This window comes from Streptomyces sp. GMY02, from assembly GCF_019056675.1.
GTDB lineage: Bacteria > Actinomycetota > Actinomycetes > Streptomycetales > Streptomycetaceae > Streptomyces > Streptomyces odonnellii.
The window spans coordinates 7,363,657-7,389,218 of sequence record NZ_CP077658.1 but is presented as its reverse complement, the minus strand read 5'-3'; the positions used below and the strand labels follow the sequence as shown (position 1 = coordinate 7,389,218).

At 68.2% G+C, this 25,562-nt stretch carries 21 protein-coding genes and 4 pseudogenes; 14 read left to right on the top strand and 11 right to left on the bottom strand.

The annotated features are described in order from the left end of the window. The first annotated feature begins 29 nt into the window (after window positions 1-29). The 6 genes and pseudogenes from KQY30_RS31525 to KQY30_RS31500 form a co-directional block, all read left to right on the top strand. A complete protein-coding gene (locus KQY30_RS31525; protein ID WP_254407401.1) occupies window positions 30-1,079 on the top strand; it encodes a tyrosine-type recombinase/integrase in 1,050 nt (349 codons plus the stop codon). After that, window positions 1,073-1,408 (top strand): helix-turn-helix transcriptional regulator, encoded by a 336-nt coding sequence (locus tag KQY30_RS31520; protein ID WP_055600122.1) that lies wholly within the window; start codon window positions 1,073-1,075, stop codon window positions 1,406-1,408. Before KQY30_RS31525 ends, KQY30_RS31520 begins: the two co-directional genes overlap by 7 nt. Then, window positions 1,405-3,399 carry a hypothetical protein gene (locus tag KQY30_RS31515; protein WP_217309950.1) on the top strand — a complete coding sequence of 665 codons (1,995 nt, stop codon included), beginning with the start codon at window positions 1,405-1,407 and terminating at the stop codon, window positions 3,397-3,399. The genes KQY30_RS31520 and KQY30_RS31515 overlap by 4 nt, the downstream gene beginning before the upstream one ends. A gap of 174 nt (window positions 3,400-3,573) precedes the next feature. Beyond that, window positions 3,574-4,155, top strand: a complete 582-nt coding sequence (locus KQY30_RS31510; protein WP_217309949.1) for a hypothetical protein — start codon at window positions 3,574-3,576, stop codon at window positions 4,153-4,155. Window positions 4,156-4,160: 5 nt separating this feature from the next. Then, window positions 4,161-4,535 carry a hypothetical protein gene (locus KQY30_RS31505; protein WP_217309948.1) on the top strand — a complete coding sequence of 125 codons (375 nt, stop codon included), beginning with the start codon at window positions 4,161-4,163 and terminating at the stop codon, window positions 4,533-4,535. 76 nt (window positions 4,536-4,611) lie between these two features. Further along, window positions 4,612-4,899 (top strand): annotated as a pseudogene (locus KQY30_RS31500) (DUF1524 domain-containing protein); the annotation flags it as partial. Window positions 4,900-4,978: 79 nt separating this feature from the next. Here KQY30_RS31500 and KQY30_RS31495 read toward each other — a convergent pair. Continuing rightward, window positions 4,979-5,623, bottom strand: a complete 645-nt coding sequence (locus KQY30_RS31495) for a pentapeptide repeat-containing protein (protein WP_254407400.1) — start codon at window positions 5,621-5,623, stop codon at window positions 4,979-4,981. Between the two features lie 635 nt (window positions 5,624-6,258). Between KQY30_RS31495 and KQY30_RS36805 the strand changes: the two are divergent. After that, window positions 6,259-6,707: pseudogene (locus KQY30_RS36805) on the top strand (IS5 family transposase); the annotation flags it as partial. Window positions 6,708-6,766: 59 nt separating this feature from the next. Beyond that, window positions 6,767-7,578 (top strand): annotated as a pseudogene (locus KQY30_RS31485) (IS5 family transposase). Between the two features lie 15 nt (window positions 7,579-7,593). Here KQY30_RS31485 and KQY30_RS31480 read toward each other — a convergent pair. Further along, entirely contained in the window at window positions 7,594-8,703 is a 1,110-nt protein-coding gene (locus KQY30_RS31480) for an IS630 family transposase (protein WP_217308917.1), read from the bottom strand. A gap of 88 nt (window positions 8,704-8,791) precedes the next feature. On the opposite strand from KQY30_RS31480, the gene KQY30_RS31475 reads away from it, so the two are divergent. Continuing rightward, window positions 8,792-10,045: an IS701 family transposase gene (locus KQY30_RS31475; RefSeq protein ID WP_217309946.1), complete on the top strand. Its 1,254-nt coding sequence runs from the start codon at window positions 8,792-8,794 to the stop codon at window positions 10,043-10,045. A 130-nt stretch (window positions 10,046-10,175) separates the two neighbouring features. On the opposite strand, the gene KQY30_RS31470 is transcribed toward KQY30_RS31475, so the two are convergent. Continuing rightward, window positions 10,176-11,090, bottom strand: coding sequence for an alpha/beta hydrolase (locus tag KQY30_RS31470; protein ID WP_217309945.1), 915 nt, complete (start codon window positions 11,088-11,090; stop codon window positions 10,176-10,178). Between the two features lie 114 nt (window positions 11,091-11,204). Here KQY30_RS31470 and KQY30_RS31465 point away from each other — a divergent pair, with 114 nt between their 5' ends. Beyond that, window positions 11,205-11,621 (top strand): MarR family winged helix-turn-helix transcriptional regulator, encoded by a 417-nt coding sequence (locus tag KQY30_RS31465; RefSeq protein ID WP_217309944.1) that lies wholly within the window; start codon window positions 11,205-11,207, stop codon window positions 11,619-11,621. Here KQY30_RS31465 and KQY30_RS31460 read toward each other — a convergent pair. The 5 genes and pseudogenes from KQY30_RS31460 to KQY30_RS31440 all read right to left on the bottom strand — a co-directional run. Continuing rightward, window positions 11,605-12,045: pseudogene (locus KQY30_RS31460) on the bottom strand (transposase); the annotation flags it as partial. The gene KQY30_RS31465 and the pseudogene KQY30_RS31460 overlap by 17 nt on opposite strands. A gap of 121 nt (window positions 12,046-12,166) precedes the next feature. Further along, window positions 12,167-13,354 carry a PstS family phosphate ABC transporter substrate-binding protein gene (locus tag KQY30_RS31455; RefSeq protein ID WP_217309943.1) on the bottom strand — a complete coding sequence of 396 codons (1,188 nt, stop codon included), beginning with the start codon at window positions 13,352-13,354 and terminating at the stop codon, window positions 12,167-12,169. A 1,681-nt stretch (window positions 13,355-15,035) separates the two neighbouring features. Further along, complete coding sequence (locus KQY30_RS31450) at window positions 15,036-15,404, bottom strand: hypothetical protein (RefSeq protein ID WP_217309942.1); 369 nt, start codon at window positions 15,402-15,404, stop codon at window positions 15,036-15,038. Next, window positions 15,401-15,676: a hypothetical protein gene (locus KQY30_RS31445; protein ID WP_217309941.1), complete on the bottom strand. Its 276-nt coding sequence runs from the start codon at window positions 15,674-15,676 to the stop codon at window positions 15,401-15,403. The genes KQY30_RS31450 and KQY30_RS31445 overlap by 4 nt, the downstream gene beginning before the upstream one ends. After that, window positions 15,673-15,906 carry a hypothetical protein gene (locus KQY30_RS31440; RefSeq protein ID WP_217309940.1) on the bottom strand — a complete coding sequence of 78 codons (234 nt, stop codon included), beginning with the start codon at window positions 15,904-15,906 and terminating at the stop codon, window positions 15,673-15,675. The genes KQY30_RS31445 and KQY30_RS31440 overlap by 4 nt, the downstream gene beginning before the upstream one ends. 447 nt (window positions 15,907-16,353) lie before the next feature. Here KQY30_RS31440 and KQY30_RS36800 point away from each other — a divergent pair, with 447 nt between their 5' ends. Then, the gene (locus KQY30_RS36800; protein ID WP_254407399.1) at window positions 16,354-16,545 is read left to right on the top strand and encodes a hypothetical protein; all 192 of its coding nucleotides are present in this window, start codon (window positions 16,354-16,356) and stop codon (window positions 16,543-16,545) included. Window positions 16,546-16,700: 155 nt separating this feature from the next. Here the strand turns inward: KQY30_RS36800 and KQY30_RS31430 are convergent, their stop codons facing one another. Beyond that, the gene (locus KQY30_RS31430; RefSeq protein WP_217309939.1) at window positions 16,701-19,643 is read right to left on the bottom strand and encodes a tetratricopeptide repeat protein; all 2,943 of its coding nucleotides are present in this window, start codon (window positions 19,641-19,643) and stop codon (window positions 16,701-16,703) included. Between the two features lie 179 nt (window positions 19,644-19,822). Next, window positions 19,823-20,299 (bottom strand): hypothetical protein, encoded by a 477-nt coding sequence (locus KQY30_RS31425; RefSeq protein WP_217309938.1) that lies wholly within the window; start codon window positions 20,297-20,299, stop codon window positions 19,823-19,825. Between the two features lie 361 nt (window positions 20,300-20,660). Between KQY30_RS31425 and KQY30_RS31420 the strand changes: the two genes are divergently transcribed. Further along, window positions 20,661-20,972 carry a hypothetical protein gene (locus KQY30_RS31420; RefSeq protein ID WP_217309937.1) on the top strand — a complete coding sequence of 104 codons (312 nt, stop codon included), beginning with the start codon at window positions 20,661-20,663 and terminating at the stop codon, window positions 20,970-20,972. A 473-nt stretch (window positions 20,973-21,445) separates the two neighbouring features. Here the strand turns inward: KQY30_RS31420 and KQY30_RS31415 are convergent, their stop codons facing one another. Next, complete coding sequence (locus tag KQY30_RS31415) at window positions 21,446-23,329, bottom strand: hypothetical protein (RefSeq protein WP_217309936.1); 1,884 nt, start codon at window positions 23,327-23,329, stop codon at window positions 21,446-21,448. Here KQY30_RS31415 and KQY30_RS31410 point away from each other — a divergent pair. Together KQY30_RS31410 and KQY30_RS31405 are read left to right on the top strand one after the other, a co-directional pair. Beyond that, window positions 23,328-24,746, top strand: coding sequence for a hypothetical protein (locus KQY30_RS31410; RefSeq protein ID WP_217309935.1), 1,419 nt, complete (start codon window positions 23,328-23,330; stop codon window positions 24,744-24,746). The genes KQY30_RS31415 and KQY30_RS31410 overlap by 2 nt on opposite strands. Window positions 24,747-25,222: 476 nt before the next feature. Beyond that, the gene (locus KQY30_RS31405) at window positions 25,223-25,552 is read left to right on the top strand and encodes a trypco2 family protein (RefSeq protein WP_217309934.1); all 330 of its coding nucleotides are present in this window, start codon (window positions 25,223-25,225) and stop codon (window positions 25,550-25,552) included. Window positions 25,553-25,562 lie beyond the last annotated feature (10 nt).

The following is a 25,562-nucleotide window of genomic DNA, read 5'->3' as shown; positions in this document are numbered from 1 at the left end:
ATGCGGCCGCGTTGGATCCGGAGGCAGCGATGTTCACCGCGATGCTGACCGGGTGGGAACAGCAGCAGCGCAGTCGGTTGCTGACGAAGAAGACGATCACCGACCGGCTCAGTCTGGTGCGTCGGTTCGCCGAGTTCACCGGTACCTACCCCTGGGACTGGACCCCCGAGGATGTCGAGGCGTACTTCTTCACCCGGCTCTCGCGCAGCGAGCTGGTGTGGTCGACGGTGCGGGGGCAGCAGGGCGACCTGGAGATGTTCTGCGCGTTCATCACCGACTCGCGGTACGGCTGGGCGGCCGCCTGCCAGGAGGAGTTCGGCCGGTTCCCCGTTCAGGTGTGTCACGACTGGAACACCGCGGCTCACGTCGCCGAGTACGAGGGCTGGCCCGGGCGGCGGGCGCTGACGTTCGACGAGCTCCAGACGTTCTTCGACGCCGCTGACGATCGGGTCGAGGAGACCCGCCGGAAGCAGCGCAAGGGGGTGCTGGCGGCGTGGCGGGACGCCATCCTCCTCAAGCAGGTCTACGCCTACGGGACGCGGCGCCGGGAGGCGGCGATGCTGGATCTCGCGGACCTGCGGCGGAATCCGCGGGCGCCGCAGTACGGGCGGGTGGGTGCGGTGGAGGTGCGCTTCGGGAAGGCGTCGCGAGGGAGCCCGCCGAAGCGGCGGACGGTGCTGACGGTTCCGGAGGTCGAGTGGATCGTTCCCCTCATCGAGGAGTGGGTGGCCGAGGTGAGGCCCGGCTTCGCTCCGGGGCGGCATCCGGCGTTGTGGGTGACGGAGCGGTGCGGCCGGATCGGAGTGCGGCGCCTGGACGAGGTGTTCGCCACGGTGCGCGAACGAGCCGGGCTGCCGGGCGAGCTGGACCTGCACTGCCTGCGGCACACCTACATCACGCACCTGGTGGAGTTCGGGTATCCGGAGCGGTTCGTGCAGCAGCAGGTCGGACACGCCTACGGCTCGACGACGGCCTTGTACACGTGGGTGTCTGACGAGTACCGAAACCGGCTGATCGAGAGCGCGCTGCGGCGACGGCTGGAGCCCGGCACGAAGAAGGAGGTGGCGCTGTCGTGGTGAAGCGCATGGGGATCGTGTGGAACCTGCGTCGGCTGATGGCCGAGCGGGACATGTTCCAGACCACCGATCTGATCCCGGCCCTGGCCGAGCACGGGGTCCATCTCTCGCGCGAGCAGGTCTACCGCCTCGTCGCCCAGGTCCCGCAGCGCCTGTCGATGGACGTGCTGGCCGCGCTCTGCTCGATCCTGCACGTCACCCCGGCCGACCTGATCACGGTCACCGAGACCCACGTCCAGGTCGCCAAGCCGACCGCGACTGGCGAGACCACCACCGCCGCAAAGGCCCCGCCGGCACGCCGCGTACGCCTGACCCGACCGGGAGACCGGTGAACGCCCCCGGCTCCGCCCCGGACACCTGGCGGGAACTCGCCCGCCTGATGACCGCCTCCCTCCCCGACCTTGCCGATCCGGACGCGGCCAGGATCGTCGCCGACCTGACCCCAGCCGCCCGTGGCCGCATCCGGGCCCACCTCACCGCCCACCCCGACGCCCTGGTCAGCGGCGCATCCGCCGCACCCCGCTCTGTCCAGGCCCTCATCACCACCCTGGCCGACCACGGGGTCACCGGAGTTCGGGCACCGGCGTGCCTGCGCTGCGGACGCGTCCGGATGCTTCGCAGGGCGGTGCCCGGCGGCCGGGTCTGTCTCGGCTGCGAGGGCATCCTCGCCGCCCGAGGCAACATCGGACCCTGCACGAGCTGCGGGAGGACCGGCCCCCGGCCGAGTCGGGACACCTGCGCGGCATGCCGTCGCCGGCAGATCGCGGCGACCCGAAACTGCTCGACGTGCGGCAAGCCGGCCGAGCTGGACCCCTGCGCGAACTGCCGCCCCCGGCCGGCGACCCCATGCGCGCTCTGCCACGCCACCGCACCCGTGACCGCACGTTGGCCGCTCGGCCCGGTCTGCACCCCCTGTTACCGGACCGCCCGCAGCCGCCCCATGCCCTGCCCAAGCTGCGGCCGGACCCGGGTACTGATCGGCCGCGCCGAGTACCGCCGGGTCTGCGGGCCCTGCGTCGGTGTGCCCGACCCCTACGCCTGCGAACGCTGCGCCGGTCCGCGCTCCTACAAGGTCGGCCGACTCTGCGACCGCTGCGCCGTCGCCGACCACCTGGAGGACCTGTTCACCGACGTGCCCGAAGCGGGGGGCACCGGGCCGCTCGCGGCGATGCGGGCGGCGCTGGCCCAGGCCCCGGATCCGGGAACGGTCCTGAACTGGCTGCGCGGCTCCAGCTCCGCCCGCCTCCTGCGCGACCTCATGACCACCGGCCGCCCGCTCTCCCACACCGACCTCGACGCCACGATCGACGGCCGAGGCACGGCGATGACCACCGAGTACCTACGCGGCCTGCTGACCGCCTACCAGGTCCTGGAGCCCCGGGACGAACTCGCGGTGCGGATCGTCCGGCACCTGGAACGGACCGTCGCCCGCCACCCCGAGCACGGTGGCCTGCTCCGCGCCTACGTCCGCTGGTCCCTGCTGCCCCGCGCTAAACGCCATCAGGACGCCCGGGCGGGCGGGGTCAAGCACCGGATCCGCTGGGCTTACACCCGCATCAACCTCGCGGCCGAGCTCCTCACCACGATCGTCGGCCACGGCCTGACCATCGGCGCTCTCGACCAAGGCCGCCTCGACGCCTGGCTCGCGGCCAACCCAGGAACTCGTTATGAGGTCCGTGACTTCGTCGTCTGGGCCCACCGCCGCCACCACGCCCGCGACCCCCTCGTGCCGCACCGACCGAAGGCCGACCCGGTCGGCCTGGACGAGGACTCCCATTGGGACCTCCTCCACCAGTGCCTCACCGACACCCGCCTCGCCCTCGACGTCCGGGCCGCCGGCGCGATCCTCCTGCTGTTCGGCCAACACCTCACCCGCATCGCCGCCCTGCCCAACACCGTCCTGACCACCCACGACAGGACGACGTTCCTCACCCTGGGCCAGACCCCGATCCCGCTGCCCACCACTCTGGCCGACATTCTCACCACCCTCGCCGACCGCCCCGCTCCCCAAGGCTGGGCCGCGAACACCAGCGCCGACTGGCTTTTCCCCGGCCACCTGCCCGGCGCCCACATCTCCGCCGCCGCCCTCAGCCGACGCCTGGCCACCCAGCACATCCCCAACCGCCCCGCCCGCACCACCGCCCTCGTGGCCCTCGCGTGCGACCTCCCGCCCGCGGTCCTCGGCCCGATGCTCGGCCTCCACCCGATCACGGCCGTCCAGTGGCGCCGCCGGTCCGCCACCGACTGGACCGCCTACCTCCAAGCACGCCAGCGCGCCATTACCGACGGGCCTCCTCCAGAACACCGAACACGTCCTGTGTGAGATCGCCGACGACATGGGCATGGGGCCGAAGGCGAGGAACTGGTTCCCCCCGCCCCGGCTACACGCCCGAGTCGCTCTTCTACCTGTTCGCAGGCCGCCGCGACCGCATCCGCCTGGCACACGCCGGGGGCCCGCCTTGCCTCGCCTGTCAGAGGCACTCGATATCGTCCGGCCATGACCTCAAGTGATCACCTGCTCGACCTGATCCGGAACACCCCGGAGATCGATCTGCTGCTGCGGACGTCTTTCGGCTTCGACATCGGGCGGAAGTATCACGGCGATGGGTTGAGGCTTGCCTCGGGTGCACCACTGGAGCCGATAGCCGGCGAGTCCGCCGGCGGGGCGTACTTCCTGTGTGCTGAGGAGGACGGCCGTCGGCCGGTGGTGTACGCGAGTTCCGAAGGAGAGGGTGGGCTGATCGCCGACGACCTGGCGGACGCGCTTGAGATCATCATCGGGCTTGAATGGCGGGACTGTCTCGGGTTCTCCGGCGGGGGCGACGTAGAGGTCATGCAGGTCTCTGCCCAGCACCTCGAACGGTACCTGTCCCGCGGCAACCCGGAGATCGCCGAGGAGCGCGCCCACGTGGCTGCGGCCCTGTCGCTTCGTGTTGTGCCTGTCGCCGACCTCGTCATCCGCCTGTGGGAAGCCGCTTCGAGAACCGAGCCGGACTACGTGGTGACCACCGAGGACGGGGAGGCATATGACCCACCATTCGGCGAGTACTCGGAGCCTCGCCACGGTGGCTGGCGCTGAACCACATGGCGACGTACCTGGCTCTCTTCGACGACTCCAGCACCCCCTGCCGTATCGAGCCTTCAGCCCTCACTCCCGTGCTCCAAGACATCTGGGCCGATACGGTCATCGATCCGACCATCCGGAGCGAAGCTCGGGGCTTCACGTGGAGCTTCCAGACGTCCTGTGGATCAGCTGAGACCTACCTGCACACGGACGGCACGTGCCTCTACATCGATGCCGCCCTTACCGACGCCGCCCAGATCGCCTGCATATTCCGTGACTGCGTGCCAGGGTCCATTGAAGTGATCTTTTGCGATCAGGGATACAACTTCGACCTGGTGATCACACCCGACACCACCCCAGCAGAACTCATCGGCAAGGCGGACGCTTTGCCGTAGGTGTGGACGGACGCACCAGCCGTCGGATACGAGGTCGGAGCGGAATACGGCACGGTTCGAATGACGCTCCCCGCCAGCTGGAGCCTCGGCCTGGACCGCCGCAGCGCGGCAGTCGTACGCGAACGATCTCGGGGACGAGCGGGCCCTGATCGCGGTCTCCGCGAAATCCAACCGTTCCAAGGCCGACCAAGACCCCTCGACCTGGCAGCCGCCCGCCACCGGCTACCGCTGCCAATACGCCACCGACTGGGTCGCGGTCAAAACCCGCTGGCGGCTGGCGGTCGACCCCGCCGAACAGGGCGCGCTGACCGAGACGCTGTCGCACTGCCCGAACGCCCCGGTCGAAGTGACACCCGCCCGCTAGTGACCGCCCTGTGAAGCTTCCGAAGCATTAGTTCGAGGGCATCGCAGGGGGCGCAAGCGACCGTTTCCGCCCCCCAGTGCTACGGGGACGTGGGCAGCCAAGCGGAAGGAAGAAGGACCGTGGCAGGAACAGGAGTGCCGACGGCAGCGAGAAGCCTGATGGGTACTGGACCCGTCGCACCACCAAAGTCCACCGTGGCGCCGGAGAACACTGCGCTGCGGAAGTTCACTGTGCCGTCGGAGAACACAGCACCACTGAAGTTCATGTACCCGTCAATGGTGACGCCGGTGAGGTCGAGGTCGCAGCCTTGCCAGGAGCGGTGAGTCCCCCGGGGACGCCGGTAGTGGTCGCCGATGAGGCGCAGGATCGTGTGCCGGACCTTGCGAAACGCCAGGTAGCGGTGGTGTTCCTCCTGGTGGGTCGGGTCGGTGCCGGGGTCGGGGGTAAAGGGGAGCTGGAGGTAGGCGCACAGGACCTCGATACAGGTCTGGCGCAGGTTGTCGTCCGGGGCGTCGTCGGCAAGACCGGCCAGAGCGTGGACGCCCCCGAGTCGTACGGCCGGGGAGTCGTTGCCGAGCTGTGAGACAGCGGTGGTGAAGCGTTCGATGTGGAGCCGGGTGGCTTCACGGTGGGCGCCGGCCTCGTCGACATGCTGGCGGCGGTAGGCGACGACTAGGGCGACGAGCGCACCTGCCCCGGCGACCACCCCGAAGGAGAGTTTCACCAGGTCGAAGAGTGTCTTGGCGTCAAGCTTCGCGGTCTTGTCGATCTCCTAGAAGTCCAGCAGCACCACCGAGCCGCAGAAGACGCCGCCCGCGACCAGGACCGCGGCGGCGAAGGCGAGGGTCAAAGCCCAGCCGGCCTTCCACAGTCGCAACTCCCGATCATTCGGGATGGATCGCGGCGTTCGGTTGGCTGTCATGAGGAGGGAGACAAAGCCCGGAGATCAGCGGTTGCAGCCAGCCCGACGATCTGTACGACCACGAGGGGTACTGCGTGGCCGTGCTGGGAGAAGGGAGCGAGCCGGAACCGATCCAGGTCCCGTACTCCAGCGGCGGCCGGACAGGCACGACCCCGAAGTCGGGCTGGTGGCTGTACGACGGGAAGGAGGGCCGCCCGCGCGCCGTGGCGGTACGGGCGGCCTGCGAGTGCGGATGGCGCTCGGGCGGCATGTTCCCGGTGGACTTCGAGGATCACGAGGGGACCGAGGGGTTCGAATACCCAGACGGCCCGTTCCCGTTCGCGGCCTGGCAGACGAAGCACATCGGGCAGCTCTTCGGTACCACCGTCCCGGCGGGGCTGACCGACGCGATCGCGACGTTGCGGCGGATGCTCGCCGGTCTCGCCACCTCGCGCCCGCTCGCCGTCGACGGCCGGGGCCTGCCCTTGTCGATCATGCTCACACCCGGCAACTCCAACGACGCCACCACGTTCGTCAAAGTCCTGGAGGGTATTCGCGTCCCCAGGCCAGGCAAGGGCCGACCCCGGACCGCCCGGACCGTGTCCTGGCCGATAAGGCGTACTCCAGCCGGTCGATCCGCCAACTGCTGCGACGCCGGGGCATCGCCGCCACGATCCCCGAGCGTCGCGATCAGATCGCCAACCATAAAAGGCGCGGCGCTCATGGTGGCGGGCGCCCAGCCTTCGGCAAGACCGCCTACCGCGACCGCAACGTGGTCGAATGATGCTTCAGCCGCTTGAAGCAGTTCCGCTCGATCGCCACCCGGTTCGACAAGCTCGCCACCCGCTACCGGGCTGGACTTCTCCTGGCATCGCAGATCCTCTGGCTCCGCGCGCCGGCCAGGTGATCATTTGTCAGACACGGCCTAGGGGGTGTCTTGTCGATCACCGGATCGTTGGTTCGGTTGTGAGGGATGGGGAGATTTCTGACGCCGCGTGGGCGGTGATCGTGCCGTTGCTGCCGCCTGCGGGCCGGGCTCGTGGCCGGTGGCGTGACCATCGTCAGGTTCTTGAGGGCATCGTGTTCAAGTTCCGTACCGGTCTGCCCTGGAGGGACCTGCCCGAGCGGTTCGGCCCGTGGCAGACCGTCCACGGGCGGTTCGCCCGCTGGGCGGCCGACGGCACCTTCGACCGTCTCCTGGCCGCGGCCCAGTCCCGGGCCGGGGTCGACTGGCTGGTCGCGATCGACTCCACGATCGTCCGCGCCCACCAGCACGCCGCCGCCAAAGGGGGCTCGAAGACCGCGGGCTCGGGCGCTCCCGCGGCGGGCTGACCAGCAAGGTCCACCTCGCCTGCGACGGACGGGGCCGTCCCCTGGCCTTCCTGGTCACCGGCGGCAACCGCAACGACTGCACCCGGGCCGAAGCCGTCATCGGCCGCATCCGCGTCCCCCGACCGGGACCGGGAAGACCCCGGACACGGCCCGGGCATGTCGTCGCGGACAAGGGCTACTCCGCCCGTTCCTTCCGCGCCTACCTCCGCCGGCGCGGGATCAGAGCCACGATCCCCGAACGCACCGACCAACTCGCCGGCCGCAGACGTCGTCGGGAGCGGCCCTGCGGATTCGACAAGACCGCCTACAGGCGCCGCAACGTGGTCGAACGCTGCTTCCACCGCCTCAAACAATGGCGCGGCATCGCCACCCGCTACGACAAACACCCCGACCGCTACCTCGCAGCCATCACCCTCGCCAGCACCCTCATCTGGCTCGACACATGATCGACAAGACACCCCCTAGTGTCCTGAGTCGCTAATTCGTCGGCAGTATGAGGCGAGGGATTCGAGGATCTGGTCGGCGGTCCTGGTCCAGATGAACGGCTTGGGGTCCTCGTTCCATGAGTCGATCCAGGTGCGGATGTCCTTCTCCAGTGCCTGGACCGACTTGTGGACGCCTCGCCGTATCCGCTTGTTCGTCAGCTCGGCGAACCATCGCTCGACGAGGTTCAGCCAGGACGAGCTGGTGGGCGTGAAGTGCATGTGGAACCGGGGATGGGCCAGCAGCCACTTCTTGACTGCCGCGGTCTTGTGGGTCGCGTAGTTGTCGCAGATCAGGTGGACCTGGAGCCCGGCAGGGACCTCTCTGTCGAGTTTGCCCAGGAACTTCTTGAACTCCTCGGCCCGGTGCCTGCGGTGGAGCGAACCGATCACCTTGCCGGTGGCCGCGTCGAACGCGGCGAACAGGGTGGTGGTGCCGGCGCGGACATAGTCGTGGGTCGCCCGCTCCGGCACCCCGGGCATCATCGGCAGCACCGGCTGAGACCGGTCCAGTGCCTGGATCTGCGACTTCTCGTCCACACACAGCACCAGCGCCCGCTCCGGCGGGTCGAGATACAGTCCCACCACGTCGTGGACCTTGTCGACGAAGAACGGGTCCGCGGACAGCTTGAACGTCTCGGAGCGGTGCGGCTGCAGCCCGAACGCCCGCCAGACCCGCGAAACGGTCGACTGGGAGAGTCCCGTCCTCTTCGCCATCGACCGCGTCGACCAGTGCGTGGCATCCTCCGGCCCCGACTCCAGAGTCCGCGCGATCAGATCGGCGACCTGCTCATCCCCCACCGTGCGGGGCCGGCCCGGACGGGGCTCGTCCGACAGCCCGTCCAGACGGTCCGCGAGGAACCGCCGACGCCACTTCGACACGGTGTCACGCGACACCCCGACCCGCTCCATCACCACACGCGTCGACACAGGGAAACCGTCCTCCCCGACCTCGTCACAGGCCAGGACCACACGAGCCCGCATCGCCATGTCCTGCGCGGACTTACGCCGCCGAACCCAACCCTCCAACACCGACCGCTCAGCATCAGTCAGATCCAACGGCACAAGCTTCGGTCCCGGACGCACCATGACCCAACCCTACGGAAATTTAAGACTCAGAACACTAGTACTCCAGCAGCGGTTCGTGTCCTGAGCTGGTGATTGTCGTTGTCCTGGTATGAAGGGGATGGCTGAAGTCGCTTGGTGGGCCGATGAGTTGGAGTCGGTGTTCGGGCGGGTTGCGGGCGGGTTCGGGCGGGCGGATCTGCGGTGGCGGATGCGGGACTATGTCCGGGGCCTGCTGGGACAGGCGGCACGCAAGAACGGCTGGCAGCTCGCGGAGTGGGCAGGTCACCGCACTCCCGACGGCTTCCAGCGGCTTTTGAACAGCAGTGTCTGGGACGCGGACGCCCTGCGCGACGACGTCCGTACATACGTCGCTGAACGACTCGGACCGGACGGCGTACTGATCATCGACGACACCGGGTTCATCAAGAAGGGCACCACGTCGGCGGGGGTCGGTCGGCAGTACACCGGCACCTCGGGAAAGATCGACAACTGCCAGATCGGAGTGTTCGCCGCCTACGCCACCCGCTCGGGCCGGGCCCTGGTCGACCGCGAACTCTACCTGCCCAAGGCATGGACATCCGACCGGGACCGCTGCCGGGGCGCGAAGATCCCTGACGAGCGAGGGTTTGCCACCAAGGGTGAACTGGCCCGGGACATTGTCCGCCGCTGCATCGCCGCCGGCCTGCCCGCCGCCTGGGTCACCGCGGATGAGGCTTACGGACAGGACTGGCACTTCCGTCGCCTGCTCGAACAACTCGACGTCGGATACGTGGTGGCGGTGCCCAAATCCCAGCAGATCAAGTCCCTGGCCGGCATCTGGCGCATCGACCAGCTCATCAAAGAAGCGCCTGTTGATGCCTGGCAACGGCTGCCCTGCGGCCACGGGGCGAAGGGCCCGCGCGTCTACGACTGGGCCGCGGCCAGGCTGCCCGCCAACCTCGTCTTCGATGCCGATCCGCCCACCCGTCACCGCTGGGTGATGGCCCGCCGCAGCCTGTCCGACCCCGGCCGGATCGCCTACTACCTCGCCTACTCACCCGTCGGGATCGAGATCGCCGAGCTGGTCAGGATTGCCGGCTCCCGCTGGGCTGTCGAGGAGTGCTTCCAGGCTGCGAAGAACGAGTGCGGCCTCGACCAGTACGAAGTCCGCCGTTACATCGGCTGGTACCGGCACATCACCCTGGCCATGCTCGCCCACGCCGTCCTGGCCGCACTCGCAGCCCAGGCCACCACCGACGCCGCAAAGGGGGCTGCAGAAACGGATCGGCCCTCGTCCCGCTCACCGTGGCAGAGATCCGGCGGCTCCTGGACGCTCTCCTGCCCCACCCACGAGCCGACCGTGATCCCGTCACCCACACACTGAAATGGTCGGCCTGGAGAAGACACCGCCAGGCCGTCGCCCGCCACTGCCACTACCGAAAACGCAGCTCAGGACACGAACCGCTGCTGGAGTACTAGGGCCGTGACCGCATAGGTTCACCGAGTTGGTTGATTTACAGGTTGTTCAGATAAAAGTTGCCGAGCCGGTCGACGGCGGCGTCGACGTACTCGGGCTCGTCGTACATCTCGTAGTGGCCGGCGCCGTCGATCACCATGAGGTCGACCGGGTTGGGTGCCAGCTTCCACAACCGCATGCCGGACTCGTAGGAGCCGGTGTTGCCGATGCGTCCGGCGAGGACGACCTGCAGCGGCTGCTTCATGAGCTGGTCGACCAGGTGATACGCGTCGTAGCCCAGCAGCAGCGAGTCCCCGCGCGCGAGACGGCGGTTCGTGGAGTGTGCGTGGCCGCCCCGCTCGGTGCGGTAATAGGTGACTGCCTGGGTCGTGTCGATATCGGTCAGCCCGGCTGCTGTGGCTTCTTCCAAGGTGTCGGGCAGCCAGTTCACGCGGGTCAGCTCGCCGGAGCGGGTCTCTTCGATGCGCGCGTCAGCCATGGTGTCGAGTGCGGCCGCCGCGCCATCCGGTTGGAAGCTGCGGAACGACGTGCCCATGTTGCCCGGGACGACCGTGCCGACTGCCTTGATGCGATGGTCGGTGCGGGCGGTGTGCACTGCGTAACCTCCGCCGGCGCAGATGCCAAGGACGCCGATGCGTTCCGGGGCGATGCCGGGGATCGTGCTGAGCGCGTCGATCGCGTAGGAGATGTCCTCGCCGCGGCGGTAGGGGTCTTCGAGGTCGCGGGGCTCTCCGCCGCTACGGCCCTGATGGGCGGGGTCGAACACGAGCGCCGCGACGCCGCGGGCGGCGAGGCGGGATGCGTAGTTCGCGCCGATCTGCTCCTTCACGCTGCTGCCGGGCGTGGAGAGCACCACGGCGCGCTGCGGCGCCGCATCGTCGATGTTGTCGGGCAGGTAGAGGTCGGCCGCGAGATCGATCGGTCCGCGCGGGATCACGATGTGCTGAAGCATCTGATGGCGCCTTCACGTTGATGTTTGTTCCATAACTGTCCAGTACGAAACACCAGGTAGTACAGTTCGGAACTAATTCAGAACTGTACCACCTGGACAGATGGAGGGGCTTGCGTGGCGATTGACGGGGCGCAACTGTGGACGCTGAACCAGCGTCTGCTGAGCGTCGTAATGGATGCCTGCAGCGCTGAACTGGCCGAGCTCGGGCTGGAGACGAAGGAGTTCTTCGTGCTGGCAGAGGTGGCCGCGTCGCCGTACCCTGCCGGACTCGCGGCGGCGCTGATAATCCCTAAAGCGAGCGTGACGGTCTACGTCCGCAACCTCGTCGCAAAGGGGTTCATGCGGCGCGAGATCGACGACGAGGACCTGCGGCGGCATCGGCTCATCCTGACTGCCGAGGGCGAGGCAGCGCGGGACCGCGCGCTCTCAGCGCTCGCGGCGGAGTTCGACCGCAGGCTGGCGAGGATTACCCCGCAGGACCGCACCGATCTGCAGCGCATCCTTCTGGAGATGCTCAAGACGCCAAAATGAAACCGTGATGACAGGCGGTTGGCCTTCCCGGTGAATGCCTTGCCCGCTGGCGCCCGCCCCAGCGGATGCCCTTCTCCCCTCGGATGCGAGCGCATTCCTTGCGTTCGGCGGCCAGGACGTCGCGGTGACGGGCGTTGGCGTTGCGCCAACGCAGGTAGGCGTGCAAGGCCCGGGCCTGCACGGTGTGGTTGGGGTGGTGGGAGTTGGCGAAGGTGAACTGCCGCAGCGGTCCGAAGTGCGCCTCGATCGGGTTCGCCCACGAGGCGCAGGCCGGGGTGAAGCACAACTCGACCTTGTTCTTCGCCCAGCGCCGGATGGCGGTGCCCTTATGGGCAGACAGATTGTCCATGATCATGTAGATCGGTGCGCCGTCGGGTCGGGCAGCGCGGATCGACTTCAGCGCGGCCAGCGTGTTCACGGCTCCGTGCCGCAGCGGGGGCTCGGTCGGGTGCGTGCCGCTCGCGGTCCCGGGTAGCCGGTCAGTGTTCAGGAACAGCCACCTGTACTCGCCGGAACGCGACCGGCATACCTGCTGAAGGAGCCTTTCAGGGCGAGCACTTGAGCGGCGAGGCGAAGTCCACGCAGGGCTGGAACCCCTTCTCGCGGAGCAGTGCCGCGCCTGACTCGTTGGCGGACAGGAACCGCAGGAAAGCGGCGGCGGGGGACTCGGCGGGCGGCGTCTTGTAGGTGTAGGCGTACTCGGTGTCCCAGTACGGGTAGAGGTTCTGCGTCACGCTCGCGCTGTTCGGCTCGATGCCTTCGATGCGGACCGGTATGACGTCCGTCGACCGGCGGGCGGCGCCGAGTTCGCTGTGGCCGAGGGCGCCGTCCGTGGCGGCCACGGTCCGCAGGAGCGTTGAGGTGTCCTTGACCTCGCAGCGCCCCGCCTCCTTCGCGGGAATCTCCACGCAGCTCCGGACGGTGGTGGCGAGCAGCCGCTGCCCCTTTGCGAGCACCTTCTGCTCCAGGACGGTGCGGGTGCCGGAGTCCGGGTTGCGGCTGACGAGCCGGACCGGCACGTCGTTCCCCCCGACGTCCTTCCAGTTCGTGACGTCTCCCGCGTAGAGATCCAGGATCTGCTTCCGGTTCAGATCATGGACGCCGGTGTCTTTGTTGACGACGAGTGTGAACAGGGACAGGGCGACCGGCTTGGCCAGCAGCGCCGTGTACTGCGGCGGCTTGCGGGTGTCGGAGAACGTCACCTGGTCCGGCAGCCCGCCCTCGCCCTTGTGCGCCTTGCCCGCCGTGTCGAGGCTGGTCATCCCGGCGTCGCTGCCCTCGAAGTTCTCCTCGTCCGTGTCGATGGTGACCTGGCCCAGACAGTGCTTCTCGTAGGCGCGGGCGACATCGGTGACGGCCTGGCGGAACGCGGTGGACCCGGTCAGCCGCAGCTGCCCCTGTGTGCACCCCAGGGGCGCGGCGCGCTCCGGCTCACGGGTAAAGGTGAGCGTGGACTGGGTGACGCCGAGGGCGACGAGGACGACGACCAGTGCGGCCACACGCGGCGACGCGTAGGTGTGGCTCTCGGTCCAGCGGATCTGCCGCTCGCGGCCGCTCTTGATGGCGGCCTGCACTTTGACCAGCTCGTTGAGCCGCCGCTCCGGCCACCGGCGCATCGCCAGCCAGCGCCGCAGCCGGGGCAGGTCGGTGGGCAGGGACGCGGGTTCCGGCGCGTCCGCCTCCGCCTCGAGGGTGACCAGGACCTTGAAGAGCCAGCCGGGGTTGAGCTGCACCTTCGGCAGGTCGATTCCGTCGTGCGAATCGGTGATGCGGAACTGGGGGGGTGCCGGGGGTGAAGAAGTCCCACTGCGTCGGGTGGCTGCACTCGGTAACCTGCATGTCGACAACGCGCCGCTTGGGGAATTTGACCCGGATGCCCACGAGGCTGCCTTCCGGGGCGACGTAGTTCTCAGGGTCGATGCCGGCCCAACCGTTGTTGTGGAAGCGCAGCAGCACGAAGGACCGCCCGCTCTGCTGTCCCCCGCCCTCCGGCGGGGTGGCGGTGGTCTCCATCTGCACCCGGTAACCGAGCTGCTTGAGCCCGGCGAAGATGAACTCCCAGACAGCCGCGACGACCGGTATCGCAATACCGACCCACGCGACCGCCGTCTCCCAGTTCATGGCCCGACTCCCTTGGTTCCAGGGCTGGTTGGGTGGACCACGAATGTACGTACGGGTGGCATGCGTCACACGGGACGGAAGGGAAACTTCAGCCTTTGTTCGCCGGTGATTCGACTGTGGTCAGCGGGGGTTCACATGCGGAACATGAGCCCTGCCATTGCGGCTCACGGCCGCGACCGCCCGCTCCCAGGGAAACGCCTGCGGCGCGCCGTGCTTCGGCGGGCTGCACCGGCTGGAGGCGGACAGACCGCCGCGGTGCGAGCAGAGGGTGGTCGACGGCCGGCCCCCTCGCGTCTTGGCTCTGCCTGTGGTGCGCGCGGATCAGGCCAGCCTCGGCTGCCGAGGAACGTAGCGTCCAGCGGGTATACGGGTGATCCAGCCGCGCTCAGCCAGTTTGCGCAGCTTCCGGCGCACCGGCTCCACCTTCGCCGGCGCCGCATCTCGCAGCACGGCTCGCCGAACATTTGCCGGCCTTCGTCATGCCTCCGATCGGGTACGGGGTCGCAACTCCGCCTTCCGGCGGGGAGGTGACTTCCCTGGAGTCATCACGGTCAGTGGTGTCACCTTGACCTACCTCGTAACCGCAGCTTCGCGCCCCCGCCGACGCCCCCGACGCCATCTGGACCGCACCCCAGGGGCACTGCGGACCTTCACCACCGTCTTCGGCACGCCGAACATGTCCGTCGCCCAGTTCACCGCGACCCGTGCCGCCCACGTTCAGATCACACAGTGCCTGATGGGGCCTGCCAGTGTTGTAGTGCGCGGCGTACTCGGCGGGCACGTGCCGGGCGTGCTGCTCGTTGTAGAGGGGTATCCGGAGAATTATTTCTGCCTGGGTCCTCAGACCTGTCGGTGCTCAGCCTTGCCGAGCGCCGACAGCAGGCGCGAACATCCTGCTGTCGCTGGCCAGGAACGCAGTCCGCGACATTGTTGTGGTCAACTCGGCCATCGACAATCTGAGCTTCCTGTGTGAAGCGTCAGGGAGGCCCGCGAGGTGATTCCCACCTCCGGGTCATGGTCGTGCACTGGTGGGACGTTGTCGGCGAGGGGTACCGCGGCGCGCTCGCAGCAGACACAGGGGTGGCACGGATCGATGATCATCACGCGGTGGTGGAGACGAGTTTGGTCATGCACGTCGCCCCGGACGCCGTTCAGCCTGAACTGGCCCACTGCGGTGGGGAAAACCTGCAGGCCGGGACTCTCGTGCGCCGCACCAGGTATCAGAGGGCGGTTCGTGAGTTGATGTCCGTTCATCGGTGAGGATTGGGACAGGGCTGGTGGTTGTGGTGATGGTTACTGCTGCCGGGCAAAGCAGCCGGTGTCGGCTTCGGTGAGGATGCCGAGTCTGACCGGGCGCTTCAGCTTGGCCCGGGTTCCCTCAATGTTCTTCGGCACTACTTCGTGTCCGAGAGCTCGGCAGATGTCCGTGGCCCGCAGAGAACCGGTCGTCTCGTTGAAGACGGCGAGGATACGCGGGTAGTCCGGGTGCTCGGGCAGCTCCGGCGGGGAGGCGGAAAGCCGGTCGGCGAGGCTGGTGACGGTCTTGCAGGTGATCGCGAGGTGTTCGAGGTGTGTCTCGACCTCCCGCAGCCGGGTCTGCAGGTCATCGATCTGCGTGCGGAGGTCGTCGACACGGGCACGGGCCGCGTCCTTCCAAGTCACTCTGCGTCGTCGATGAGGCCGAAGTCCTCGGTGAACGCGTCCAAGAACTCGCGCCGCTCTGCCGACGGCTCCGCTGCTGCCAACTGCTGGACAATCTCGGCGAGCGAGCCTCGCTGATCAGGTGTGAGCTGATCGAAGGTGCCCGCCACGAAGTCGAGTTGCTTGGCGGCTGCGCGGGGCTCGCCGTCCTCGTCGATCGTGCTGTCGATGAACCGTGTGAGCTCGACGAGAAGCTTGGTCAGCGTCTGCACGAGGGAGTCGTTTCCGTTCATCGGTCTTCTGCTTCTTGGTGCGGCCTGCTGTGGTCGCCGGGGGCGTAATGTTTCCAGGGGGCGCCTGCGTCGCTGGCGATCCGGGTGGCGCTCTTGTCGTGATAGCCGAGCGCCTGGGCGATGACGGGGGCCGGGGCCTGTAGGACGAGTTGGCGGATGACGGAGGTCCGGCCCCGCTCAGCAGGGATACCGAGGTCTCGTAGCGCGTCGCGCAGGGTGGCCGGTTTCATCGGCTGGCTCGCTCTGCGACCGGGCCGCCGATGGGGCGGATCAAGAAGAAGCGTGCGCCGCCCGCCGGGGGCCCGGCCGCAGGATCGGGCGATCGGCACCGGGCCGATGGCCAGCGGCACCGACGTGAAGTACCACCTGGGCTCGGACGGCACCGTGCTCCCCGTCGCGCTCGGCAGGACCAGGCAGGTGCTGGCCAACGGCGAACGGCTCACCCCTTTGGTGGCCGAACGCCTGCGGGAGCGGATGCCGCTGCTGGCGGGGATGGTCACATTGCACGAGAACAACCAGCTCGCCGGCCGCGGCCTGGACGGGGCGCCTGAGGTCGGCGTCATGCCGCTGGTGCCGCCCTCAGGCCCCGACCCGATGCCGCCGGTGAACGACCAGGCGCTGGCCGAGGCGCAGGCCGCCACCGCGGTACTGGTCCGCCAGGGCAGGTCGCCGAGCCGGTGGGCGCGATGGTCTTCCCCGCCCAGCACGGCAACGTGCTGTTCGCTGTCGGCGTCCGGGACGGGGGGCTGTACGTCAACGGGCAGGCGCTCACCCGGCAGTGGGCCGACGAACTGCGGGCCACGGTGGCGGAGCTGTCCTTCGATCTCGACCGGCTCCAGGCCATGCGCGCCGAGTGGCTGGATGGGTGACGTAGTGTTCGGCCCGGGTCGGCTTCTCCCAGATGAAGGCCCGCTTCACCACCTACCGGGAGCCCTCGGCCTGGACGACGGCCTGGACTTCCACTCCCTCCGCAGGTCCTAAAATGTGGCGCGGGGACCGCTGAACCCCGCGCTCTTGATCTTTTTCATCTATCGGTCGATTGCTGACCGGCTCCGTTCTTTGCTTCCGCTCGCCACTCCGCAAGATGACGCCGAGCGCTCAGGGTGAGGGGGTCGTCGGGGCCCAGCACTCGGAGGAGATCGGGCAATAGCTGTTCAAAGCCAGTGCTGGCCCCAGCCGCATTCCCGGCTTCTCCTCGACATCGGGCGAGGCCGTGCCGGGCGGTCAGGGTGAGGAGGTGGTCGGGTCCCAGCACCCGCACTCGGTCAGTGACTAGCTCGGCGTAGATGGCGGCGGCCCCGGCCGCATCCCCGGCCAACCCGGTCCACAGGGCCAGTCTTTGCCGGGTGGTGAGGGTGGCGCGGTGGTCGGGACCCAGCACCCGCAGCCGGTCGGGCAGCAACTCGGCGAACACGGAGGCAGCCCCGGCCGCATCCCCGGCTTTCCCCCGCCACTCCGCGAGGTCGTGCCGGGTGGTGAGGGTAGCGGGGTGGTCGGGGCCCAGCACCCGCAGCTGGTCAGGCAGCAACTCGGCAAATGCGGAGGCGGCCTCGGCCGCATCCCCCGCCACTCCGCGCCAGTACGCGAGGTTGTGCCGGTGGATCAGAGTGTAGGGGTGGTCGGGTCCCAGCGCTCGAAGAGTGTCGGTCACTAGCTGCTTGAGCGCGGTGGCGGCCCCGGCCGCATCCCCTGCCACTCCGCGCCATTTCGCAAGGATTGCCCGGGTGGCGAGGGTGGCGGGGTGGTCGGGGCCCAGGACCCGCAGCTGGTCAGTCAACAGCTGTGCATAGGCGCTGGCCGCACCGGCCGCATCCCCGGACTGCCCGCAGTGGTGGGCGACGTTCTGCCGGGTGCTGAGGGTGGCGGGGTGGTCGGGGCCCAGGACCCGGATCTGGTCAGTCAACAGCTCTGCATAGGCGCTGGCCGCACCGGCCGCATCCCCGGACTCGCCGCGGAAATGGGCGAGGTTTTGTCGGGTGATGAGGGTATCTGGATGGTCGGGGCCCAGCACCCGCAGCTGGTCAGGCAGCAACTCGGCGAACGTGGTGGCCGCACCGGCCGCATCCCCGGCCACACCGCGCGACCGGGCGAGGTTGTGCCGTCCGCCGAGGGTGGCAGGGTGGTCGGGGCCCAGCAGCCGCAACTGGTCGGTGACCAGCTCGGTGAGCGCCTTGGTAGCACCGGCCGCATCCCCCGCTTCCCCACGCCAATAAGCGAGGTTATGTCTGGTGGTGAGGGCGTCCAGGTCATCAGGGCCCACCAGCCGTAGCCTGTCAGCCAGGAGTTCGGCGAACGCGGTGGCGGCCCCGGCCGCATCCCCCGCTTCCCCACGCCAGTGGGCGAGGTTGTGTCTGGTGGTCAAGGTGGCGGGGTGGTCGGGACCCAGCAGCCGTAGCCTGTCAGCCAGGAGTTCGGCGAACGCGGTGGCGGCCCCGGCCGCATCCCCGGCCACACCGCAGAACTCGGCAATGCCTGACCTGGTGGCGAGGGTGGGGGGGCTGTCGGGTTCCAGCACGCGCGACTGGTCGGTGAGCAACTCGGTGAGCGCCTTGATGGCACCAGCCGGATTCCCCGCGTTTCCTCGGCTGCATGCGAGGTTGTGCCGTGCCACGAGGGTGGCAGGGTGGTCGGGGCCCAGTCGTTCGCGGGCTGTACGCACGAGGTGCTGAAAGTGGGCGATAGCGGCTGTCACCTGGCCGGCTTCGGAGAGACTGAGGCCGGTGCGGAAGAGGATGGTATGCGGGCCGTCGGGCTGGTACAAGGCGCCTTCGGCGTGGCCCGTGAGTGCTTCGGTGTTGCTGCGAAGTGCCTGGGTAAGAACGGTGTCCCGTTCAATCTCCGGCCAGGCGGCAGTCAGGGCGTCAGCGGCAGCCTGGGCGAACGGGTCATGTTGCTCGGGGGGCAAGGTGTCGCGGGTGGCGCGTTGGACGATTTGATGCACGCGAACCGCCTGATGGAAATTCCTGGGAGTGTGGTCGATCAGGCTCAGCCGGTGCAGTGTTCGAAGCGCGCGCGATACGTCCTCAGCCGTGACGTGTCCTGCGTGTTCCTGGCCCGAGGTGCCCGTGCGGCGCTCGGTGAGATGGGCCAGCACGGGCGAGCTGGTAAGAACGGCCGCGGGGATGCCGTTCGGGTCAAGCATCGCGGTGAGTTGCAGCACGGGACGGGCCAGGCCCTCCGGGTGAAGCCGGTCGGCCCGGTCGATGGACAGCGACCAGGCTGCCGCCGCGGTGGTGGCTTGATCGTCAGGCAGTCCAGATGGGTCCGGTAGCAGCTCGGCGAGAGCACGCGTGCGGTCGCCCAGCAGCGCACGGTACGAGGCGCACTCCAGATCGGCATCAACAAGGTACGCGGCGGCCTGGGACAGAGCCAGAGGGAGGCGGCCAAGGTCAGTGGCGAGAGCAGCGAGTCGGTCTCGCGGCTCCTGCCGGCCGTGCGAGGCCAGTGCGGCGGTCAGATAGGCGACTGCCTCGTCTGTGGTGAATACGCCAACCGGCACGGGCTGCCGGCCCTCACCTCGCCCGGTAAGGGCAGCGTCGCGGCGGCGGGTGGTGACCAGGGTGCGGCCGTGCGGGCTGACGGGCGGCCACAAGAGATGCAGGTCCGCGAGGTCAACGAGGTCGTCCAGCACGACCAGCCAACGGCGTTGGACAGTGCTGGCTTTGGGCTCCAGCCAGGCCAAGAACGCGCGTGCGGCTTGCTCCGGGTCGGCGGGGTCGGCGCCAATAATCTCGGTGGCGGCCTGGGCGTAGGCGGAGATGACCGCAGAGCGGGTCGCAGCGGTAACCCACACCAGCAGGTCCAGTTGTTCGGATTTCCACATGGTGCGGGCGTGGTGAGCGGCGAGCTGAGTCTTGCCGACTCCTCCCATGCCGGACAGCACCGCGAGGCCGTCTTCAGCCAGATGTTGCTTAAGCTGCTGAACTCCGGCCCGGTGCTGGAAGCAGTCGGCCGACCGGGGCAGCACCCCGACCTGATGTGGCCAGGGCACCTCGGACCGGGGCGCGGCGTAGAAGGCGACCCGGCTGCCCGGGGCCGCGTATCCGACGACGAGGCTGCCGTCGGTGGCGTAGTTAGTGTGGCTTCCCAGCTGCGGGACAGTCGGAGGCGTCGTGGCGGGGATGGGCTCTTGGGTGCCGGGTCCGTTCAGCCCTGGGACGGATCCGGCTTCGAAGGGATGCCGAATTGAGCTCCTCCATGGAACACGCCGGCCGCGACAGAGCCCTGGTCAGCGTGGTTGATCACATTGCCGCCCACCGCCAGGCCGCCCGATCCGGCGGTCACGCCGCCCTGCGGAGCGTGCTGCGCGAAAAGGCCGCGCAGATGCTCAGCAGCTTCACCACGTTCGGCATCGGTCAGGTTCTCCAATACCGCCTCTATGCGGGCTTGCCAGGACCCCAGCTGAAAGCTCCGGGCCCGTTCCTGCTCCCCCGGGTCGGCAACCTGCAAAGCCGCGGCGGTCTGGTCCAGGCGCTCCAGCTCCGCACGCTCACGCTCACCGTCTCCCCGGGCGAACCAGCGTGCTACCGCCTGCCGCAGCCCATTCCACGCGTCCGTCCCCGCAGCCTGGACCAGCGCGGTCCCGCCAGCCGTGGCCAGTGATATCAGCGCCTGCTCCAGCATTGGCTCCCCTCCCGGATCAACGGACGTCACCAGCACGGTACCGCCGCCTCTGACGCCATGTCAGTACCAGGGCCCGGATCTAAGCGCTCCCTTCGGCGAGCCGCGTGCTGGCTGCGTGCCGACCCACGCGCACGTATCTCACGCCCCAGCGCCGGCGGCTTACGCGCTTTGCCAACTGTCAGCCGCCCTCAAAGATCTGCGCAAAGCAGCACCCTGTCGTCGTTCACCAGCCGGGCCAGTTATTGCGTCTGGTCGTTCGGCCCCTGCGCACAGTCGCGGGGGCCGGCGCTCGGCGGGCCTGATATACCCAGGTGTTGTGGAGGATCCGGTCATACGCGGCGGGACCCGACCGGAGCGCCCCGTGCCCGACCTCTCACAACACACCCGGCAACTGCGCACCGTCGCTGACGCCCTCGAAGCACAATCCGATCCGGCCAACGACTCCTTGGCCCTCCACCCCGACACACTGGAAATCATCAACAGCCGTCACTCCCGCCGCAGGCAGATCAACTACGCCGTCCCCGACGCCCTCCAGTTCCAGCGACGCATCCGCCGCCACCACGCAGACCACGGAATCCAGCACGGCGACATCGTCGCACTCGCACTCGACGCCTTCCTACGCGCCAAGGGATACCCACCCGACCCCACACCCGCCAAAGCAGACGCCTCATGAGTGGATTCAGCGATCAACCCTCGCTGGACGGGCAGGTACAGGCGGGGCCACCGGCCCCGGCAGAGTTCTCCCGGGCCGCGCTCGTCGGTCTTGTTCCGTAGGTACCACCTGACCTGGTCTTCGTGGGTCGCGTCCATGATAAAGGGGTAAGGCGAGTAGGACGAGGTGTGGGTCGTAGGCGAAGACCCGGCGTTCGATCCGGTCCCGGCTGTCCGGTTCCGGTGGGGGACCGCCCTGGGATAGGGGGATGGCCAGCCGCCAGGGCTGGTTGGTGAAGTCGATGAGCAAGTCCAGCATGTACGGGTTCTTCTCGGCGAGGAGGAAGAATTCCTCGGGGAAGTCCATGCCGTAGCACTCGCGGATGACCTCGCGGGGCCCGAGCCCCGTTCCGTACAGTGCCCGCGCCAGGTGGGCCATGGAGGCGTAGTCCCCGCGCGACGCCTCCGCGCGTGCCCGGCTCACGGCGTTTTTGGTCACTGGGGGCCTCCTTGACTCGGCCTCGGGTCAGTCATGATCTGGTTGAGGAGGGTGTGTAGCTTGTTCCAAGTGTCCCTGAGGTCTTCGGCGGACAGGGCTTGGAGGATTTCCGTGGTGATGCGGAGGGCCAGCGCGATGGCCGCCTGCGGTTTTTCCTTGCCGACCATCTTTTCATCCCGCGCAAGCTCTTCCGCGTCCGCTTTGAGGGCAGCCTCGCGGGCCTTGACCTCAGGGCTTTCTGCGGTCAAGGAGGGGTTGTCGGTCATCATTTTGACCATTTCTTCAACATGCACGAATATCGCGTCGCGCAGACGCTCCTGGTCGGCCGACCGGACTCCCTTGGTGTTCTCCCGGCGAAACTCCATGGCCAAGTTCATCGCACTGGCCGTCGTCTGCGACTGCAAGATCAATGCGTACGCCCGGTGCTTGCTGCGCTCGTAGTCCTCCCGATCGCTGTCGCGGAACCGTTCCCCGGCCGCCAGTTCGTGCACATCCTCCGGCGTAATCGTGAGCCCCCGCGACGGGTCCTCCGGCAGCGGACTCGTCACAGTTCTGGCGTCCGGTGTGTAAGCCATGGAGAAGTCGTCACGGCCGTACACCTCCGACATCTGATTCCTGGCACTACGGCCCTCCGCCGAGCCGACGCCGTACAGCGAACCCTGGGACATGTCGAGTCCGTCCCGGATCTTCGGGTGCTGGAAGATGCCGTCGCCAGTGTCCTTGTCCCATGCCTTGATCAGAGAGTTCGGCTCCCTCGGATACAGCATCCGCACGTGGACCTTGGCGATAGCCTGCCGGATCGCCCGGTCCACCGCGTTGGAGAGCGTGGTCAACTGCGCCGTGCGCGACTTGGCCAGGGCGCCCCAGTCGAAGCCGTCGAAGGTGTAGCCACCGACCATGAGGTTCGGGTCGCTCGCCATCACGCGGAGGATGCGGTTGTACTCTTCCAGCACTCCTCGGCCGCTCGGCGTGTGCACACCGCCGTCGGCGTCCTGGCTCACGACGTACACCTGCTGGTTGACCGCAGACAGGATGTCCACGGCCTTCGCGGTGTGCGACGAGCCGAGCACCGTTTCCCGGAAGATGCCGTACGGGAGCTTGCGGTCCTCACGCCAGTTCCCCTCATTCGCCGCGATGGCCTGCCGCTTCTCCTCCCCGGACAATTTGTTGTACGCCGCGCGGACCTCTTCCAGCGACACCGACCCTTTACTTTCGTGCGTCCAGGTCGGTGTCCACGTGAAGCCCATGACGGCCATCCGCAGTCGGCGCGGCTGGCTGATGCTCGCCATGGCGGCCCGGACGGTATTCAGTCCCTCTTTGTTCGCCTGCGGGTCCAGCCGCTTGAACGTGTTGACGCCGATCACTGCGGCCGTACTCGCCGTCGCCAGATCCGGCGCCGAGGAGCCCGCCCACGCCTCGTCTACGTATCGCGCGGCAACGCCCGGCTGCACTTCTCCCGGCTGCGCAGCCATGTTGACGACGTAGCCCTTCATCTCCTTCTTATCTGCCTCGCTGAGGAATGGGAGATGAAGAGGGTCCAGCTTCTCAATCGGCTGGCGGGCCTTAGAGATTCTGACCGGGGCCGTCGCCTTTCCGATTTTGTACGGGAATTTCTCGCCGCTCAGCGGAATTTCGTCCGTCTTCGCCGTCTCGTTCGGGCTGATGCTCATCTCCGTACGGATCTTCTTGTCCTTCTCCGCTCCAGAAAACGACTCCGTCGTAATCGCGAAAAGCAGGCCCTTGATCCGGCCGTCCAAACGCTCCTGATGTGTACGTTCGATACGCCGACCCGCCTTGATCTTGTGGTCGTAACTGGCGTGCAGATCCGCAGCGGCATCGCCCGTGTCGCCCTTGAGTTCGTCGAAGGCGCTGTTCACCATGGACCGGACAACATCACCCGACTGGGATGCCGTGGACACCGGCGACATCATCCTCGGCCCGGGGGTTCGTATCGATCAGCTGACCCTGATGCGCCAGCGCTACGTCAACCGCGTCAAATTCGTCAGCGAGGGCACCAAGCGGGTCATGGTCCTGGGCACAGAACTCCCTCACGTGGGCACCGACTGGGACTTCGACCTCGCAGACTGCACCGTCACCGAGGACGGCCGGCTCATCACCCCTGCCGTGGCGCGGCTCCAGGCCGAGCACCCTTACCTGGCCGCCGCCTCGGACACGCTTTCCGAACCCTCCTCTCCTGCCGGTGAAACGCTGGCACCGTCGCAGCGGCCCTCCCGCGGGAAGGTGGAGATCCCGGTCCAGATCGGCGCCCTGGTCCGGCGTATCAGCACCGCCGTGCGGGAGAAGGAGACCGCTGCGGTCCGCCGGCTGCGGGGCGAGGCAGAGCTTCAGATCTCCCGCTGTGAAGGCCAGGCGCATGAGCACCTGCAAGGTGCGATCCAGCACGCGAACGACTGGCTCAGCCAGCAGGACCGCATCCGCCGGGTTCTCTTCGAGGGGGTCAACGAGGCGGTCCAGCGCGGGTACGACTTCGAGGTCCGCGCGCTGGTTCCTCAGGTCAGGGAAATCCTCCGGCGCGACGTGGACCCCACGCGGGAGGAATCGAGCGTCCTCAACGCCGCCGACGTGCTCCTTCAGGAGATGCCCCGACGAGCCGGCCGGCCGCGACGGCCCTCGCCGCCGGTGCGCCAGCGCACGAAACCAACGCGGGCGGAGAAAGAGGCGCGGCGTACCGCGCTGCCTCAGGCCAGGAGCCTCATCGGCAGACTTCGGGTGAAGGAACTTCCGGCGGCCGAGGAGAAGCAGCTCATCGAGGACCTGGTGCCCCTCGCGAAGGCTGCCGGCGACCTTCTGTCGGTGGCGGAACGCCACGGTGTGGAGGAGTGGGTGAAGAAACTCGCCGACCCCACGCAGTGGCCGCCGGCCGACGAAGAAGCCGCCGCGGCCGCCGAGTCGGAACCGAACTCGTCCGCGGTACCTGGCGGCGCACCAGCACGCCTTGTGCCCGTAGCGGCCGCCGTCCGCGGGGCGCTGAAGAAGGCCGCGCGGGAGCGGAGCACCACCAACTGGAAACGGCTGGAGGACCAGCTCGGCTCCGCGCTTCCCCGCCTGAAAAACAGCGAGCTGGTCCAAGTGCTGATCCAGGTCGACCGCGCCACGGCAGGTAACGAGCCGCTTCTGTCATCCCTGCTGGCGGCGGGTGATCCACACTTCGCCCACCAGTATTACCGCCGGGTTGTCGCCGCGCTCGGTCTTGAAGCCCCGGACGACGACGAGGATCTGCGTGATGTCCTCGAAGCCGACGTCGAACGGGTCTTCACGGATTGGCGCTTCCGATAGGACCGGCCGAACGACGCCCCGCCGCGAACACCTTGGGCGGTCCAGCGCCGCCTGGTGCCGTTGGGTGGTGGAGCGAGGTGCGCCCGCGGGTACTGACTGCCTGTACTCCGGCGGCAGACCGCGCTACTGGCCTGCTGGGCTGGCGTCCGTGCCCACTGGCGCGGGCCCTGTCGAACGCCAAGACCGACAGGCCAGTACCTCCGACGAGAGCGAGAAGCATGAGCACCGACAGCACAGGCAACGGGGCGGCCGGCTGTACATCGCGTTCGACGGCCCCGTCCAGCGGGGTGAGCGGCGAGCTCACGCAGCAGGTCTGCCCACGGTGCGGGCCCGGCACCTCCTACAAGCTGGAGCCTGTCCGCGGGTCCAGCCGGATCGCGAACAGGTGCTCGGCCGTGCATGAGGTGTCGCCTTCCGCATTTCGTGGCCGCCCGGCAGACTGACGCTTCTGCCGCTCAAAGTGATCAGGGGGATCCATGGAGTTAGAGCCGACTGAGCTGTCTGAGGCGATCAAGGCGGTACGTAGGGGGCTCGCTGCGGCGCAGCAGGATGGCGAGGGGTTTCCGGTCCGGTTTACGGTGCGGGAGATCGTGCTCGATTTGAGGATTGAGTTGCGGCATACGGCGTCTGCTGGTGGTGGAGTGAAGGCGTTCGTTGTTTCCGCGGATGCGAAGGGGGAGCGGATGAAGACCGCTACGCATCGGATGACGGTCACCCTGGAGGTAGCCGGGGGCGGTGAGGGCGGTGACCTGCTGATCCGGGACTCGGGTGACGGCCGCGGCGGATCAATGGGAGAGGCGGGGTAAGGGGTCGCGG

Coding starts and splice junctions, on each gene's coding strand:
- KQY30_RS31410 (WP_217309935.1), top strand. CDS start 23,328: ATGGACCGGACAACATCACCCGACTGGGATGCCGTGGACACCGGCGAC.
- KQY30_RS31470 (WP_217309945.1), bottom strand. CDS start 11,090: ATGCTTCAGCACATCGTGATCCCGCGCGGACCGATCGATCTCGCGGCC.
- KQY30_RS31510 (WP_217309949.1), top strand. CDS start 3,574: ATGACCTCAAGTGATCACCTGCTCGACCTGATCCGGAACACCCCGGAG.
- KQY30_RS31525 (WP_254407401.1), top strand. CDS start 30: ATGTTCACCGCGATGCTGACCGGGTGGGAACAGCAGCAGCGCAGTCGG.
- KQY30_RS31425 (WP_217309938.1), bottom strand. CDS start 20,299: ATGCTGGAGCAGGCGCTGATATCACTGGCCACGGCTGGCGGGACCGCG.
- KQY30_RS31480 (WP_217308917.1), bottom strand. CDS start 8,703: ATGGTGCGTCCGGGACCGAAGCTTGTGCCGTTGGATCTGACTGATGCT.
- KQY30_RS31445 (WP_217309941.1), bottom strand. CDS start 15,676: ATGAACGGAAACGACTCCCTCGTGCAGACGCTGACCAAGCTTCTCGTC.
- KQY30_RS31415 (WP_217309936.1), bottom strand. CDS start 23,329: ATGGTGAACAGCGCCTTCGACGAACTCAAGGGCGACACGGGCGATGCC.
- KQY30_RS31405 (WP_217309934.1), top strand. CDS start 25,223: ATGGAGTTAGAGCCGACTGAGCTGTCTGAGGCGATCAAGGCGGTACGT.
- KQY30_RS31440 (WP_217309940.1), bottom strand. CDS start 15,906: ATGAAACCGGCCACCCTGCGCGACGCGCTACGAGACCTCGGTATCCCT.
- KQY30_RS31505 (WP_217309948.1), top strand. CDS start 4,161: ATGGCGACGTACCTGGCTCTCTTCGACGACTCCAGCACCCCCTGCCGT.
- KQY30_RS31475 (WP_217309946.1), top strand. CDS start 8,792: ATGAAGGGGATGGCTGAAGTCGCTTGGTGGGCCGATGAGTTGGAGTCG.